The sequence below is a fragment of the Acinetobacter bouvetii DSM 14964 = CIP 107468 genome (genome assembly GCF_000368865.1).
GTDB lineage: Bacteria > Pseudomonadota > Gammaproteobacteria > Pseudomonadales > Moraxellaceae > Acinetobacter > Acinetobacter bouvetii.
Window position 1 is genome coordinate 295,809 of record NZ_KB849726.1, and the last position, 16,523, is coordinate 312,331.

Sequence of the window (16,523 nt, forward strand, 5' to 3'; positions counted from 1 at the left end):
CAGAATAAATCCATGGGCTTAGGGCGATCCTCTAAGCCCATTTTTGGAGATACACATGTCTCAACAGTTTGATCTTGTAGTAATTGGCGGCGGCCCAGGCGGTTATGAAGCTGCTATCCGCGCCGCTCAGCTAGGCTTTAAAGTTGCCTGCATTGAAAAACGCGTTCATAAAGGCAAGCCATCTTTAGGCGGCACTTGCTTAAACGTCGGCTGCATTCCATCTAAAGCATTGCTTGATTCATCGCATCACTATGAAGACACGCTTCATGGCTTGGATGTTCACGGTATTTCAGTTGAAAATGTTCAGCTTGATCTTCAAAAGCTTTTGGCTCGAAAAGATAAAGTTGTCGACAACCTGACTGGCGGTGTTGCACAGCTGCTGAAAGGCAATGGCATTGAATGGCTGCAAGGCACAGGTAAATTGCTTGCGGGCAAGAAAGTTGAATTCACACCTTTAGAAGGCAGTGAAGTTCAAGTTTTAGAACCTAAATTCGTCATTCTTGCGACAGGCTCTGTACCTGTAAACATTCCAGTAGCTAAAGTAGATGAAGACTTAATTGTTGATTCAACTGGCGCATTGGAATTCCAAGAAGTGCCTAAGCGTTTAGGTGTGATTGGTGCAGGCGTAATCGGTCTTGAACTGGGTTCAGTATGGCGCCGCCTAGGTTCTGAAGTTGTTGTATTTGAAGCAATGGATGCATTCTTGCCAATGGCTGATAAAGCTTTGGCGAAAGACTACCAAAAACTTTTGACTAAACAAGGTCTAGACATTCGCGTTGGCGCTAAAGTTGCTGGCACAGAAGTGAATGGCCGTGAAGTGACTGTTCAATATAACCAAGCTGGCGATGATAAAACTCAAGTTTTTGACAAGCTGATTGTTTGTGTAGGCCGTAAAGCTTATGCAGAAGGTTTATTGGCAGAAGATTCTGGCATTAAATTGACTGAGCGCGGTTTGGTTGAAGTCAATGATTGGTGTGCAACTTCTGTTGAAGGCGTATACGCAATTGGCGACTTGGTGCGCGGTCCAATGCTTGCACATAAAGCAATGGAAGAAGGCGTGATGGCTGTTGAACGTATGCATGGTCATGCAGCGCAAGTCAACTACGACACCATCATTTCAGTCATTTACACACACCCGGAAGCGGCGTGGGTAGGTCTGACTGAAGAGCAGGCAAAAGAGAAAGGCCATGAAGTTAAAACTGGCCAGTTCCCATTTGCAGTAAACGGCCGCGCTTTGGCTGCGAACGAATCTGCTGGTTTCGTGAAGTTTGTTGCGGATGCGAAAACTGACCGTTTATTGGGTATGCACATCATTGGCCCTGGCGCTTCGGATATTGTACACCAAGGCATGATTGCGCTTGAATTTGTATCATCTGTTGAAGATTTGCAATTGATGACTTTCGGTCACCCGACCTATTCAGAAGTGGTTCATGAAGCTGCGCTTGCAGTGGATGGACGAGCGATTCACGCGATTCAGCGTAAGCGCAAATAAGATGAAGAAAAGAGCGGCTTAGGCCGCTCTTTTTGCATTTGGTGGTTGTTTTTATTTGAACAATCATCTAAAAATAAGATAAGAAAGTTTAAAAAAATCCAATATGTTTGCTGAGACAGAGAACATCCTTGGCGCAACAAAAAAGTAAATAAGCAGCAATAAAAAGGTTAATCGATGAATCTACATGAGTATCAAGCGAAAGCGCTATTAAAAAAATATGGAATGCCGGTACAGGAAGGCATTTTGGCCACCAATGCAGAAGAAGCCGTAAAAGCATTTGAACAGCTGGGTGGAAAATTTGCAGTATTAAAAGCGCAGGTGCATGCAGGTGGCCGCGGTAAAGCAGGCGGTGTAAAAGTCGTTAAAACGGCTCAGGAAGCGGCAGATTACGCCAACAGCATTATTGGTACGCGTTTGGTGACCTATCAAACAGATTCAAATGGCCAGCCTGTGAACAGCATTTTAGTGGCTGAAGATGTGTACCCTGTAGAGCGGGAGCTTTACTTGGGCGCAGTGGTCGACCGTTCCAGCCGCCGCGTGACCTTTATGGCGTCAACTGAAGGCGGTGTGGAAATTGAAAAAGTTGCAGAAGAAACCCCTGAAAAAATCATTAAAGTTGAAGTTGATCCACTCGTTGGACTATTGCCATTCCAAGCGCGCGAAGTCGGCTTTGCTTTAAATCTGAAAAATGAACAGATCAATCAATTTGTTAAAATCATGACGGCCGCATATCAGGCGTTCATTGAAAATGATTTTGCGCTGTTTGAAATTAATCCGCTGTCTGTGCGTGAAAATGGCGAAATTCTTTGCGTAGACGCCAAAGTAGGCATTGATTCGAATGCGCTGTACCGTCTGCCTGAAATTGCCGCCATGCGTGATAAATCGCAAGAAAACGAGCGTGAATTGAAAGCGTCTGAGTTTGATCTGAACTATGTGGCATTAGAAGGCAACATTGGCTGCATGGTGAATGGCGCAGGCCTTGCCATGGCAACCATGGATATCATTAAGCTGTATGGCGGGCAGCCTGCCAACTTCCTTGATGTGGGCGGCGGCGCGACCAAAGAACGTGTGATTGAAGCGTTTAAAATTATTTTATCGGATAGCTCTGTAAAAGGGGTTTTGATTAATATTTTTGGCGGTATTGTACGCTGTGACATGATTGCTGAAGCAATTATTGCTGCGGTTCAGGAAGTGAATGTAACTGTGCCTGTCGTGGTTCGATTGGAGGGGAATAACTCCGAACTGGGTGCAAAATTGCTCGATGAATCAGGTTTGACTTTAATTTCTGCGAATGGCCTTGCTGATGCTGCAGAAAAAATTGTTGCTGCAGTAAAAGCTTAAGGAGTAGCCATTATGAGCGTATTAGTAAATAAAGACACAAAAGTATTGGTACAGGGCTTCACCGGTAAAAACGGCACATTCCACTCGGAACAGTCGATTGCCTACGGCACAAAAGTGGTTGGCGGCGTCACGCCGGGCAAGGGCGGTCAAACCCACCTGAATTTGCCTGTGTTTAACACCATGAAAGAAGCTGTGAAAGAAACCGGTGCAAATGCTACCTCAATTTATGTGCCTGCGCCATTTGTCTTGGACTCCATTATTGAATCCATTGATTCAGGCATTGAATTGATTGTCGTGATTACTGAAGGCGTGCCGACACTGGATATGCTGAAAGCCAAGCGCTATTTAGAAACCTATGGCAATAATGCGTGTTTAATTGGGCCAAACTGTCCGGGCATCATTACGCCAGGGCAGTGTAAAATTGGCATTATGCCGGGCCATATTCACCAGCCGGGTAAAATCGGCATTATTTCACGTTCAGGCACATTGACCTATGAAGCGGTGGCGCAAACCACGAAGCTCGGTTTAGGCCAATCAACCTGTATCGGCATTGGCGGCGACCCGATTCCGGGGATGAATCAAATTGACTGCTTAAAGCTATTCCAGGAAGATCCGCAAACTGAAGCCATTATCATGATTGGCGAAATTGGCGGTACGGCAGAAGAAGAGGCTGCGGAATATATTCAGGCGCATGTGACGAAACCCGTTGTGGGCTATATTGCAGGCGTGACTGCGCCGAAAGGCAAACGCATGGGGCATGCGGGCGCCATTATTTCTGGCGGAAAAGGGACGGCTGAAGAAAAATTTGCGGCTTTTGAAAAAGCGGGAATGGCATATACGCGCAGCCCTGCAGAATTGGGTTCTACCATGCTGCAAGTGCTGAAAGATAAAAATATCGCTTAAGCAAGAGACTTCGGCTGTGTTCATCAGCTGCAAGAAAAAGCCCCTTTAAAGGGGCTTTTTTGTACCTGTAATAAAAATAAGAAACTTCAAATACATAGCGATGCTCTTTTTTGTTGATCACTTTTTAAACACTTTCTTACATAAAAATGATGATTCAGGCGAAAATTTAGCCAAATTTATTCTATATACTGTGAAACAGGTCACATTATGTGGCTGCTAATAAATATAACTTTCTTAATGTGAATAATCATGATCAATAAGACATATTTAGGCCAATTTTGCTTTTTATCGATTTTGACGAGTCTTCCAGTATTAGGGCAGGCTGATGATCTTGTTGATCAGCAGCGGGAAATAAGTGTTGCTGAAATCCGTGCCGGTAATACCGATCAAGGCTTTAATCAGTTAAAAGCATTATTGAAGCAGTATCCAGACAATCAGAAGCTAATCGCAGACTATATGGCGCTGCGCTACGCAAATGCAAAATTTTCAGCCAATGATGCCGCATATCTGACGCAGATTGTGCCGGCTGAATTCCCAGACTACGGCAAAGTCAGTGTGATTAAAGGGCTGCGTGATCTGAAGCAGTATGATCAGGCGCTGCAGTGGACAGAAAAGTTTTATCAGACGGATTTATCTGAGCAATGGCCCATTTGGCAAGGCGTATTGCTGGCTGAGTCAGGGCAAAAGCAACGGGCGCGAGAGAAGTTTGCCCAGATGGATTTGCAGTTTTTTGAAGCCGATTATTTATCGCAGTTGGCCTATGCTTACCGTTTATTGGACATGCCCGCCGATTCATTGCATGCCGCTCAGCTGGCGCTGGATAAAAAAACGGATACCGATACTCAAGAACAGTATGTGCTGGCATTAATGCAAAACAGTGATTTTGTGAAAGCCGAACAATATATCCAGTCCAACGGCATGATTGCTTCACGTCCAGCATTGCAGCATCTTTTGAAGATGAATGAATTTTCACAGCGCATTCAGCAAGGCATTCAAGCATCCAAAAATGCATTTGATATGAAGCGAGGGGTAGAGGCTTACGCATCTTTGGACAGTGTGATTGCGGATATGCAGGCTTATGAGCCCTCTTTGCCCGCGGATGAAGCCAGTAAGCGCAAATTTTATTATGAATACATTTTTGCCTTAAATGCCAGAAATGCCTCAAAGCAAGCGATTGCGCAAGTACGCAAAACTGGGCTGGATGCGATGGAAATGCCCGCTTATGTCCGTCATGCGCTGGCAGACAGCTATTTAAAAATCCGTCAGCCAAAACGGGCGGAGCAGTTGTACAAGAGTTTGTTTGCAGAAAAAAATTATGCGGACTATAACGTGTATTCAGGGCTGTATTACAGTTTGATTGAGCAGGAAAAATTTAAAGAAGCCAATCAGCTGATTGATGAAATGGATAAACAGCTGCCAACCTTTGTGTACAGTAATGCTAAAGGGGTGGATAAAGCGCCGCATGATGACCGGACAGAATTTATTGCCCTGAAAGGCCTGAACTATGCCTACAGAAATGAACTTGGCAAGGCTGAGCGGTATTTTAATGAATTGACCGCTAAAGCGGCGGGCAATATCGGCTATCAAAACAACTTGGCGCAGATTCAGCGCTGGCGCCAAAAGCCTGAGCAGTCGCAGCGCACTTTAGATCAGTTGAACAGTCTTGAACCAGTCAGTCAGGCCACGCAAATTAACCGCATGCAGAACTTTCAGGCGCTGAATCAGGTTCAGGCATGGCGGGCGATGAATCAATATCTGTTCAAGAATTTAAGCGAAGATACCGGTGTTCAGCAAAGCAAGAAGGAATTGGATGACCGCAATCGGGCGACGATCCAGCATCAAAGCGCTTTTTCAAAAAGTGATTCAGACAATGACGCGCTGCTGGGGCGCTTAAAAGGTTCTCGCGAACAGGAGAACTGGACGCGCATCAATAGTCCTTGGTTCTATGAAAATTTCCGCCTTTTTGCAGATCACAGCAACCGCTGGGCAAAGTATGAAACGGGAAAACTGAAAGATCAGCGCATTGGTGCGGGGCTGGAATGGTCTTCAGACCGTAAAGCCGCATCTGCTTTGCTGTCACAGAGTACGGATGGCGACCGTTTTGGCGTGCAGCTGAACTGGGCGCAGCGGCTGAGTGATCATTGGGATTATGCGCTGGGCTATGACAGCCAGGCGGATATTCCGCTGCAGTCTTTGGCGCAAGGCCATGAAGGCCAGTCGTATCTGTTCGGGATGAATTGGCAGCAGAACGAATCGCGCAAAGCCGGCGCGGCTTACCAATTGACAGATATCGATGATGGCAATACCCGTCAGGAGCTTTCAGCCTACTTTAAGCAGCAGCTGCAGCAGTCGCCGCATCATATTACAGCGGCAACCGTCCGCGGCTTTTACGGCCAAAATGATCAGGTTGATGTGCCGTATTTCAACCCTGAGCACAGTTACAGCGCAGAAATTACTTTAGAACACGACTGGATGACTTGGCGCAATTATGAACGCCATTTTAATCAGCATTTCGCAGCAACAGTAGGCACATTTGGGCAAAACGGCTACTCCGGCAAAGCGCTTTACAATATTTATTATCAGCATGACTGGCAGCTGTCCCGGACCTGGAAACTGAATTATGGCATAGGCTGGGGTTCACATCCGTATGATGGCGATGATGAAAATCGAACCTATGCCACGCTTGGATTTGAGGGGCGCTTCTAATGAAAAGACAGTTTAGACAGCTATTTTTGAAGCAAGGCTTGGTCTTGGGGTTGCTGCTGCCATTCAGCGCAACTGCGCTGCAGGCAGCGAAGACCGCCGCGGTACGGATCAATGCGCCTTTATCTTTAAGTGAGGAACAGCAGCGCCAAAATCAATTTGTCACGCTGACTTTTCATGATGTGCGTGACGATGTGGCTAAAAGCGGCGACCGTGATGTGTATGCCATCAGCACGCAGAACTTAGGACAGTTTTTTGCTTGGATCAAGCGTGAGGGCTGGCAGCCAATCCGCCTGCAGGACGTAATGCAGGCGCGGCTGAAGCAGCAAAAACTGCCTGAAAAAGCCATTATGCTGACCTTTGATGATGGCGCGCTCAGCAGCTACAGCAAAGTCTTTCCTTTGCTGAAAGCCTATAACTATCCAGCCGTATTCGCCATTCCAACCAGCTGGATTAACGGCAATACCAAAGATGCTTATGAGGCGTATGGTGAAGGCAGTTTAATGAACTGGGGCCAAATGCGCGAAATGCAGCAGTCCGGCTTGGCAGAGTTTGTCTCGCATTCAGATAATTTGCATCGCGGCATCTTGGCAAATCCTCAGAAAAATATGGAGCCGGCGGCAATCACCCGGGAATACCTGCCTGCTGCAAACCGCTATGAAAATACGGCAGAGTTTGAAAAGCGCATTGTGAATGATTTGCAAAAATCAAAACAAGAGCTTGATCTTCAATTAGGGATTAACAGTTTGGCAATTTTTTGGCCTTATGGCGCTGTTACTCCTGAAATTGAAGGATTGGCGCGTCAAGCAGGCTTGCCGATGTCTTTCAGCTTAGGCAATGTGGTCAGTTTGGCGGATTCCATTCAGACTTATCAGCGCATACTGATTATGGACAACCCGAGTCCTGAACAAATTCATCAGAACATGGATGATTTTATCAATGAAGCCCGCGCGCCGTATAAGCAGCGCAAAAGCTTTTTAAGCTTTAATTTGGCGGAACTGCAGTCCAAAACTCCTGAGGAATTTGACCAAAAGCTTGGTCAGCTGCTGGATCAAGTCAATGCATTGAAAAGCAATACACTGCTGCTGCAGGCTGCAATTGATCAAGACGGCGACGGGAAAATTGATGCGCTGTTTTTTCCAAATTCGAAGCTGCCGATGCAGCAGGACTTGCTGAACCGTACCGTATGGCAAGCGAGAACCCGCATTTCAAACCGGGTCTATGCTGAACTGCCGGTCAGTCTGGAATTGCAGCAGGGCATTAATTTAGCTGATCTGACGGCAGACTTAATGAAAAACAACAGTTCATTGGAAGGACTGATTTTAGATCCAGGCAATGCGCTGGACTGCGCCATTAGCCAAGCGCAGTGGACCGAAGCTTGTACACAGCAAGTGAAACAGGTCATTGCCATCAAAGAGCAAAGCAAAGCGAGCGCGCATTACTATTCCAATATCAGCAATGATAATCAGACTGCCCTAAAGCTGAGTTTAAAAGGCAACCGCTTTGCAGGCTTAGAGCCTTTAGTTATGCAGGCCTTAACAGCATCGGATTTTTTGTATATCAGCTTGAATCCGGTGCAGCAGCCGGAAACGTTTAAAGCCTTTGTCAAAGCGCTGAATAGCTTAGGCGCAGAGCAAAAACAGCGTTTGATTGTCAGTTTAGACATTAACCCGAAAATGAGCAGCAAAGACTGGGAGCGCTATCAGCAGAATTATCAGATGCTGCGTGCCGCCTCCATTCAAAAGATCGGCGTCAATAATTACCTGCTTCAGGATGGAGCTAGAGTACAGCAAAATCTGTATAAAAATTTAAGCATGAATGGCAGTCCGCTGACCTACCGCGATCCTTATCAGCAAGGAGGAACCAGGTAATGGAACAATGGATAACAGATTTGAGTTTTAATGACTTGTTCTTTGGCTTTGCCTTTTTATACCCGCTGTTTATGGCATGGGTTTGGATTGCCGGCGGCATCTGGTTTTATTTAAAGCGTGAATGGAAACAGCCGGAATTGCCCGTGCCAAGTAATGCCGGCTGCAGCATTATTGTGCCGTGCTTTAATGAAGAAGCACAGGTGCATGAAACCATCCGTTTTGCCATGCAGACACAGTATCCGAACTTTGAAGTGATTGCGGTAAACGACGGCAGCCGAGACCGGACGGGTGAAATTTTAGACCGGCTGGCGGAACAGTATCCTAAACTGCGCGTGGTGCATCTGGCGGAAAATCAGGGCAAAGCTTATGCGCTGCGGGCTGGCGCAATGGTCAGCCAATTTGAGTATTTGGTTTGCATCGATGGTGATGCGCTGCTGCATCCGCATTCTGTGCTGTGGATGATGCACCATTTAACCAGATTCCCGCGGGTGGGCGCGATCACTGGAAATCCGCGCATTGTGAACCGTTCCAGCGTTTTAGGCAAAATTCAAGTCGGAGAATTTTCTTCAATCATTGGCTTAATAAAGCGCGCGCAGCGGACGTATGGCCGTATTTTTACGGTATCAGGCGCTATAGCGGGTTTCCGCAAAACAGCCTTGGACCGGATCGGCTACTGGCGTGATGACATGATTACAGAAGATATCGATGTGTCGTGGCGCTTGCAGTTTGATCATTGGGACTTGCACTATGTGCCGCAAGCGCTGTGCTATATCTACATGCCTGAAACGTTTAACGGCTTGTGGAAGCAGCGCCTGCGCTGGGCGCAAGGCGGTATTGAAGTGCTGTTTGCGTATTTGCCGAAAATCTGTAAATGGCATTTAAGGCGCATGTGGCCAATTGCTTTTGAATCCATCATCAGTGTGCTGTGGGCGTACACCATGTTTGGGATTTTTCTGCTGTATTTCTATGGGCTGTTTTTCTCGCTGCCAGGCGAATGGGCAATTCAATCGCTGATTCCGCAATGGTATGGCGTGATCTTGGGTTTGACCTGTTTAATCCAATTTTTGGTGAGCCTTTGGATTGACCGGCCCTATGATAGGCACCGCATGCTGCGCAATTATTTTTGGGTGATTTGGTATCCGCTGTTCTTCTGGATCTTGGCCATGCTGACAACGGTATTTGCCTTGCCGAAAACCATTTTTAAAACGCAGAAACGCGCCCGCTGGGTCAGCCCAGACCGCGGTTTTAGAGGGGAGGAAAACAATGAGCCAAGTTAATGATCTAGCGCAGAAGCCAGCCAATGCTGCTAAATTCCGCATTATCGAAAATGAGTCATTGCTGGAACTGCCGGAATATATCGATGTTCATGGTCCAGTACAGAAGCCAGCCAATACAGCTGAATTCCACATCATCAAAGATGAGGCTTTGCTGGAACTGCCGGAATATATCGACCAGCCTGAATATGTACGCCGCAAAACTGCAGGCTATAGCTTAATGGCTGTTGGCTGGATGTTTTGGATGGGGCTGTTTATGCCTATATTAACCCTCATGTTCTGGTGGTTTGAAGGCGCGGTGGCGTATACGCAGGTCATTGAGCAGATACAGCCTTTGACTGGCATTTCTATCTTGAAGCTGATGGCCTGCATTGGCATTTTGATCGGCTGCCTATTTGTCTGGGCCGGTTATAACTGGGTGCGTTTTCATGGCAAAGACCGGCGCAAGGCGCCAGACAATGTGAATGATGATGCTCTGGCGCAAAGCTTTAATGTCCAAGCGAGCGATATTGCGAAAATGCGCCAGTCCAAGAACATGACCCTGCATTACTCAGAAGAAGGGCGGCTGGAAAATTATCGAATCAATCGCTAGAGAATTGATGATCCGGCAGCGCTGTTGGAAGCATGCCGCATTCGTCAGGCTGCTGTGTTATTCAGCTTTTGCAAATGCATCTTTCAGCTGCTTGGCATCCGGATGCCCTTGCACAAAATCATCAGGATAATAGCCTATATGCTGAACGCCATTCTGCTCCAGCAATTGTATGGTGTCGATTAACTCTTCATCAGCTATTTGATTTTGATGATTCCAGTCAGTGGCCTGCAATTCAAAAATGGTACGGCTCAAATTTGGGTCGTATTTTTTTGCCCGCTGAATCAAGTCTAAATAAAATTGACGGTGATCGTCAGCTTTTTCCATATAGGGCATCGCCATAATGGCATTATAGTCATAGTGTTGATAGGTGCCGGCATTGGATTGGCTGAACCATTTTTCACTGTCTGGATTCAGTACGGCTTCTGCATACATGTTGCGGGCAAAGCGTAGATTCGGCTCGCGCTGTTTCAATATTTCGCTGATGCCTGCGGCGAATTGATCTAAATAGGCGGTTTTATAGCGGGAAAATTTTAACTGATGCGGATGTTCCGGCTGCTCAATCAAGGATGCGCTGTTAAAGCCCCATTTTTGATAGGCGGCATGGGCCGGCGCGCTGTCATCTTCAAAATCGCTGAGGGTAATATCATCATGATACAGAATGCCGTCAACAGGGTTCTGCTGAATGAAGTCTAAAAATATTTCAGCGGTATACTGCAGATTTTTTGCATCAAAAGGCGAAACGCGGATGTAGCCTTTCTTTCCGCCGCTATTCTGCACGTACTGCAATTGATACTTTTTAGGGAATTCCCACGCGATTAATGGCAGCCAGCCATATACCGCCTGGACTTGCGTATGCTGGCGGATCTCCAGCAGCACGCGGTGAAATAAATCTTCGCGCAGCGGGATGTGCCTGTTTTGAAAATAAACGGCATTGGCTGAACCATTGGCATCAGGATCGGCAAAGGCCTGCAAAAAAACAGTATTGGGCTGAATGGTTTGAATGCGGCGGATAAGTTCCCGAAGATTGCGCTTTTGCTGTATTGGGTCGGCATCATAAACGTAGTCTAAATCAATATGCATGATGCGCATGTTCTGCTGCTGAGCAGTCCGCAGTTCAGCTGTTTTTTGCCGCGCAGGCGCAGACGCTGCATAGCGCTTCACTAAGTCTTGAATGGGATGCTGCGCAATTTGCACAGTTTCGGCATTGCAGGTTCCTGCAATTGCTAAACCCATGCAGGCCAATATGCTCAGCAGCTTCGACTGCATAAGCAGAACGGGCTTAAATCTTAGTTTTTTTTGCGCCAGTCTATGCGGCCTTAACTCACGCATTGGCGATTTTTTTGAACGCTTGAATTGCATTTCTTGATCTTTTTTTGATGTATTTGATGTTGTTAATATAGAGGAATGCAATGAAAGAATGAAAGTGTGATTTGGTTGACGCTTTGTTGCTGATGCGGTCATGCCGGTTTTACAAGAGCCGGTGCTGTTTTCGGGTTTGTGAATAGGGGCGCATCACAACCCGCTATAAAAAACCGCGGCCATTCAGCCGCAGTTTTAAAAGGGAACATTGCGCTGGCCTGAATCAGCCCGTTTTTTGCTTTAAGCTCTGGGTGAGCCCATTAATGTCGCCGCCCTGAATGCCCAGTTCGCTCATTAAGCTGTCAATCAGCGGTGCTTGAGAACGGTAGCGCAGGGCGCTGTTGACGACTTGATCGGACAAAGCCACATTGCTTCCGTCATGCTGCGCATCGCCTTGGCAAGAAGAGCCGTGGCTGCCATGCAGGCCATTTACCTGCAGAATCTTAATGTCATCAATATTTTCCATCGGCTTGACGCTTTCACGGATAATTTCCGGCAAGTATTTCAGCATCGCTAAACGGATCTGCATTTCAATTTGCTCAGATGACAGCACATTATTTGCTTCATTCACAGCGCGTGTACCTTCTGCATCAACTTGGTACTGTTTTTCCATGGCTTGCGCTAAAAGCATTTTAGCATCGGCTTCGCCTTTGGCTTTCAAGCGGGCCTGTTCCGCAGACGCTTCCGCGGCAATCCGGATGGCCTCAGCATCATCAGCTGCTGCTTGCTTGCCTGCTTCAGCCGCTACTGTAATGGCAATGGCGTCCTTTTCTGCCGCCTGTTTTGCTGCGACTAATTCAACGGCTTTTTGACGTTCCGCGCGCTGTGTTTCACGGACCGTGATGACTTCCTCTTCAGCTTTTACCGCTTCTGCGCGGGCGCGGTCAGCCTGCGCTTTGGCTTCCGACTCTTCGCGGGATTTTTCAGCAATGGCAATGGCTCTAATCTGTTCGGCCAGCTCAATGGTTTTTTTCTGCTCGACCTGCGCCTGTTCAATAATTTGCGATTTTTGAATGTTTTGATTTTCTACATCACGCGCTGCGGTAATGCGCTTTAAATCCACTTCACGCTCTGCCGCAATGCGGGCTTCTTCAGCTTCACGCTTTTTACCGGCTTCCTGTGTTGCAATCTCTGCCAGCTGTTCTGCCCGGCGCACTGCAATTTCACGCTCCTGCTGCAATTTGGCATATTCTTCTTCACGTAAGATTTGCAGGCGCGCCTGTTCAGCTTCTAAGTTTTTCGTTTTGATAGCAAGGTCTGCATCCTGCTCAATCGCATTGCGCTTGCGGCGTCGGTCTTCAATGGTTTCAGTCAGCTTGGTCAAGCCTTCTGCATCGAAGGCATTTTGCGGATTAAAGTACTTAAATCCTGTCTGATCCAGCCCCGTCAAAGACACAGTTTCCAGTTCCAAACCGTTTTTATGCAGGTCTTCAGAGACCACCTGCTGCACTTTTTGCACAAAGTCGACCCGTTTCTCATGCAGTTCTTCCATCGCCATTTCGGCAGCCACCGCACGCAGCGAATCCACAAATTTGCCTTCCACTAAATTTTTCAATTCATTGGGCGACATGGTCTTTTGACCCAGAGTTTGCGCTGCTGTTGCAATAGATTCGGCTAATGGCTTTACACGCACATAGAATTCAGCCATCACATCTACACGCATGCGGTCGCGGGTAATTAATGCTTGATCATCCGCGCGGCGCACTTCCAGACGCAAGGTATTCATGTTGACAGGAATAATTTCGTGAAGGACAGGCAAGACAATAGCGCCGCCGCCTAAAATCACCTTTTCTCCGCCAAAACCCGTGCGCACAAAGGAAATTTCCTTGCTGGAACGGCGGTAAAGCCGGGCAAGAATAAAACCGATAAAGATGAAGGCGGCAAAGATTATGCCTGCTGTAAGCAGTATGCCGCTTGGAATAAAATCGAGCATGTTGTTGTTTCTCTATAGTTGTCTTTAAAGTAAAAATTGTATTTAAATCATGTTTTAATTCATTGGGCCGCCGCGATGGCATGTGCTATCAAAAATTTAGGCCGTTGGGTTTGCCTGAAAACCAATTTGAGTTTTTTGCGTTAACACAACAGACTGGCCCTGTTTGAACGTTTCATCCTGTTCCGGTTCAACCATGACATAGTGCAATTGGCCGAACTGATCATAAACTTTGGCTTGAGCGGGGGAATTCAATTTCGCATGGCCTAATACAATCACAGCAGTGCGGCCAATAAGTTCATCACTGTAAATGGCGGTGGTTTCATCTTGCGGCAATATTCTGGCAATCAGCTGCGTGCTGATACGCACCAGCGGCATGCATAAAAATAAGCAGGCCGGGGCAATCAGCCAGGCGCTAAAAGTCATGGAGATGTAATGCAGCATGAGGCCCTGAATAATGAATCCCGTCAGACTGTAAACGGTCAGGAAAATAATCAGCCAAACAAATAGCGGAACACGACCCCAATACATCCAGTCCAGAACTTTCATAAATACAGACTGATCAGCATCAATCGCTAAATCGGTTTGATGGCCAGTGTCGCCAGGAAGAAATTGATCCAGCACGCTATGCGAGCTGCCGCCGATCAGCACCAGCACCATTTCAAACAGGCCAAAGAAAAACATTAGGCAGAGGCTAATGCTGAAGACAATATTAGACGGGTGTGTAATCAATTCCCACATTCTATTTATCTCTATATTTTGCTTATAAATTATATGAAAATTCTGGTAACTGGCTAAGTGTTTTCATTTGCTAAACATATCATTTAATTTTACTAAAGTATAATAAAAAGAATAAGAAGAGCCACATTTCAGTCCTAAAATATACCGAACTGTCTATTTACACAATCACGTATTTATTTATGGGTTTTAAGCAGTGTTAAAGCCTATTGCCTTCGGTTATTAATTTATTATTCTGTATCCAAGCCGGATGCGGTGAAACACTGGCTTAATGGCAGTCTGAATCATAAAAATCACGGCTCTATTTTTAGATGAGCATATTCAGTAAAAACGCTGTTTGCCGTATTTTTTAGACTCAAGCTTCTGCGGCAAAGAAGCTTTATAAAATGGCTTTCTATGAGCACTGCTGCAGCGAAGCACTCATATTCTGGGGCTGACGGATGTTGCCATTGAAGGCCAATTTTTTTCATACGCATCTTAAAGCAGCGCGGTTTGAATGCGGACCTTCATATTCAGCGCTTCCTGAATGAGATAAGATTTCATCCACTGCACTTGCTGGCCCATCGGATTGGTTTTTACGGCGCTGTTTAGAAAGCTGAGCGCAGGCAGGCTGAGCAGCTGCTGTTCAATGGCGTCTTCCAGCTGCTGCGCGTTGGCGGCTAAAGGCATGCTGACAGTATAAAAGCCTTTAGGGTAATTATAAAAGGCATACAGCAGATTGAAGGCCCGCTGATCGCCTTTTAAATTGCCAGCGCCAATTTCATAGCTGCGGTCTTGGTTGCTGTGGGTCAGCCCGATCATAAACTGCCATTGACCATCCGAAAGTCTAAGTCCAAATTGCAGGCCGATCTGATCGGCAGTCAATTCATGCTGTGCAAAATTATTCAATGCAGCGCCGTGTTCATTCAATGCGTCCTGCAGAGTCAGCATATTGCGGTTATGCAGATAGATAAAGCCTGCAAGCCTGGCTTGTTCTAAACGCGCTTTTAAAGTATCAATGTCAAAATGGCTATCAGGCATCGTGGGTCATTTGCTGGGGGAACTGCCTGTACTCTAGGCGGGAAAAGGCGGAATGAAAAGATTTGGCTTAGAGGATTTATCTATGACATTATTGCTCATGCTTTTGAACTTTTTCCTGTAAATCAGGGCATAATAGCTGGCGCTGATTTTTAAGCTGCTGTTGATTAATCAAATTCAATAAGCTTTATCAGAAAACTTCTATATGATGAATTTGCATATCAATATAATAAAACAAGCAATAGTTGAGATAACTAAATCACTATAATGAATATAAATTTTCAAAAGTGTCATAAGGACACGTTTTTTCTAAGCTGGTGTTGTCCATGTCGTTAAATGAGGAAAGACTTACTCATCTTAAACAGCTAGAAGCTGAGAGTATTCATATTATCCGTGAAGTTGCTGCTGAGTTTGAAAACCCAGTCATGCTTTATTCTATTGGTAAAGATTCTGCAGTGATGCTTCATCTTGCATTGAAAGCGTTTTATCCTGCCAAACTTCCATTCCCGCTGCTGCATGTCGATACAGGCTGGAAGTTTAAAGACATGATCACTTTCCGTGACAACATGGCTAAAGAACATGGCTTTGATTTGATTGTGCATCAAAACAAAGAAGGGAAAGACGCTGGCGTCAATCCATTTGATTACGGCAGTTCAAAATATACTGACATCATGAAAACTCAAGGCTTAAAACAAGCGCTTGATAAATATCAGTTTGATGCTGCTTTTGGCGGCGCGCGCCGTGACGAAGAGAAATCACGCGCCAAAGAGCGTGTGTATTCTTTCCGTGACTCTAAACACCGCTGGGACCCGAAAAACCAGCGCCCTGAGCTTTGGAATCTGTACAACGGCAAAGTGAACAAAGGCGAAAGCATCCGTGTTTTCCCATTGTCGAACTGGACTGAGCTGGATATCTGGCAATACATCTACCTTGAAAATATTAAATTGGTTCCTTTGTACTTGGCTGCAGAACGTCCAGTGGTTGAGCGTAACGGTACACTCATCATGGTGGATGATGAACGCATGCGTTTGAACGAAGGTGAAGTGCCGCAAATGAAATCGGTGCGTTTCCGTACTTTGGGCTGTTATCCATTGACGGGTGCAGTTGAATCAACTGCAACAACGCTGCCGGAAATTATCCAAGAGATGCTTTTAGCAACCACATCTGAACGCCAAGGCCGCATGATCGACCATGACGAAGCAGGTTCGATGGAAAAGAAAAAGCAGGAAGGTTACTTCTAGAAATCTCTCCCGGCCTCTTTTTATAAAAGAGAGGAGAATTTCCCCCTTTGTAAAAGGGGGAT

The 16,523-nt window shown here is 46.2% G+C and carries 12 protein-coding genes; 8 read left to right on the top strand and 4 right to left on the bottom strand.

Features of this window, described 5'->3' with window-relative positions:
- Positions 1–55: 55 nt before the first annotated feature.
- The 7 genes from lpdA (at position 56) to pgaD (ending at position 10,176) form a co-directional block, all read left to right on the top strand.
- The gene (gene lpdA, locus F941_RS04335; RefSeq protein WP_005008263.1) at positions 56–1,492 is read left to right on the top strand and encodes a dihydrolipoyl dehydrogenase; all 1,437 of its coding nucleotides are present in this window, start codon (positions 56–58) and stop codon (positions 1,490–1,492) included.
- Between the two features lie 174 nt (positions 1,493–1,666).
- The gene (sucC, locus tag F941_RS04340; RefSeq protein WP_005008264.1) at positions 1,667–2,833 is read left to right on the top strand and encodes an ADP-forming succinate--CoA ligase subunit beta; all 1,167 of its coding nucleotides are present in this window, start codon (positions 1,667–1,669) and stop codon (positions 2,831–2,833) included.
- 12 nt (positions 2,834–2,845) lie between these two features.
- Complete coding sequence (gene sucD, locus F941_RS04345) at positions 2,846–3,736, top strand: succinate--CoA ligase subunit alpha (RefSeq protein WP_005008265.1); 891 nt, start codon at positions 2,846–2,848, stop codon at positions 3,734–3,736.
- 249 nt (positions 3,737–3,985) lie between these two features.
- Positions 3,986–6,442, top strand: a complete 2,457-nt coding sequence (pgaA, locus tag F941_RS04350) for a poly-beta-1,6 N-acetyl-D-glucosamine export porin PgaA (protein ID WP_005008266.1) — start codon at positions 3,986–3,988, stop codon at positions 6,440–6,442.
- Positions 6,442–8,310, top strand: a complete 1,869-nt coding sequence (gene pgaB / locus F941_RS04355) for a poly-beta-1,6-N-acetyl-D-glucosamine N-deacetylase PgaB (RefSeq protein ID WP_005008267.1) — start codon at positions 6,442–6,444, stop codon at positions 8,308–8,310. The genes pgaA and pgaB (F941_RS04355) overlap by 1 nt, the downstream gene beginning before the upstream one ends.
- Positions 8,310–9,587 (top strand): poly-beta-1,6-N-acetyl-D-glucosamine synthase, encoded by a 1,278-nt coding sequence (pgaC, locus tag F941_RS04360; RefSeq protein ID WP_005008270.1) that lies wholly within the window; start codon positions 8,310–8,312, stop codon positions 9,585–9,587. The genes pgaB (F941_RS04355) and pgaC overlap by 1 nt, the downstream gene beginning before the upstream one ends.
- Positions 9,574–10,176 carry a poly-beta-1,6-N-acetyl-D-glucosamine biosynthesis protein PgaD gene (gene pgaD / locus F941_RS04365; RefSeq protein ID WP_005008274.1) on the top strand — a complete coding sequence of 201 codons (603 nt, stop codon included), beginning with the start codon at positions 9,574–9,576 and terminating at the stop codon, positions 10,174–10,176. Before pgaC ends, pgaD begins: the two co-directional genes overlap by 14 nt.
- A gap of 57 nt (positions 10,177–10,233) precedes the next feature.
- On the opposite strand, the gene pgaB (F941_RS04370) is transcribed toward pgaD, so the two are convergent.
- The 4 genes from pgaB (F941_RS04370) to F941_RS04385 all read right to left on the bottom strand — a co-directional run bounded on the left by pgaB (F941_RS04370) (position 10,234) and on the right by F941_RS04385 (position 15,223).
- On the bottom strand, positions 10,234–11,409 hold the full coding sequence (gene pgaB, locus F941_RS04370) for a poly-beta-1,6-N-acetyl-D-glucosamine N-deacetylase PgaB (protein ID WP_154649273.1): 1,176 nt from the start codon (positions 11,407–11,409) through the stop codon (positions 10,234–10,236).
- Positions 11,410–11,758: 349 nt separating this feature from the next.
- Complete coding sequence (locus F941_RS04375) at positions 11,759–13,468, bottom strand: flotillin family protein (protein ID WP_005008279.1); 1,710 nt, start codon at positions 13,466–13,468, stop codon at positions 11,759–11,761.
- Between the two features lie 96 nt (positions 13,469–13,564).
- Positions 13,565–14,206 carry a YqiJ family protein gene (locus F941_RS04380; protein ID WP_005008280.1) on the bottom strand — a complete coding sequence of 214 codons (642 nt, stop codon included), beginning with the start codon at positions 14,204–14,206 and terminating at the stop codon, positions 13,565–13,567.
- Between the two features lie 474 nt (positions 14,207–14,680).
- The gene (locus F941_RS04385) at positions 14,681–15,223 is read right to left on the bottom strand and encodes a hypothetical protein (protein ID WP_005008281.1); all 543 of its coding nucleotides are present in this window, start codon (positions 15,221–15,223) and stop codon (positions 14,681–14,683) included.
- 323 nt (positions 15,224–15,546) lie between these two features.
- Here F941_RS04385 and cysD point away from each other — a divergent pair, with 323 nt between their 5' ends.
- Positions 15,547–16,461 (top strand): sulfate adenylyltransferase subunit CysD, encoded by a 915-nt coding sequence (gene cysD / locus F941_RS04390; protein ID WP_005008282.1) that lies wholly within the window; start codon positions 15,547–15,549, stop codon positions 16,459–16,461.
- Positions 16,462–16,523 lie beyond the last annotated feature (62 nt).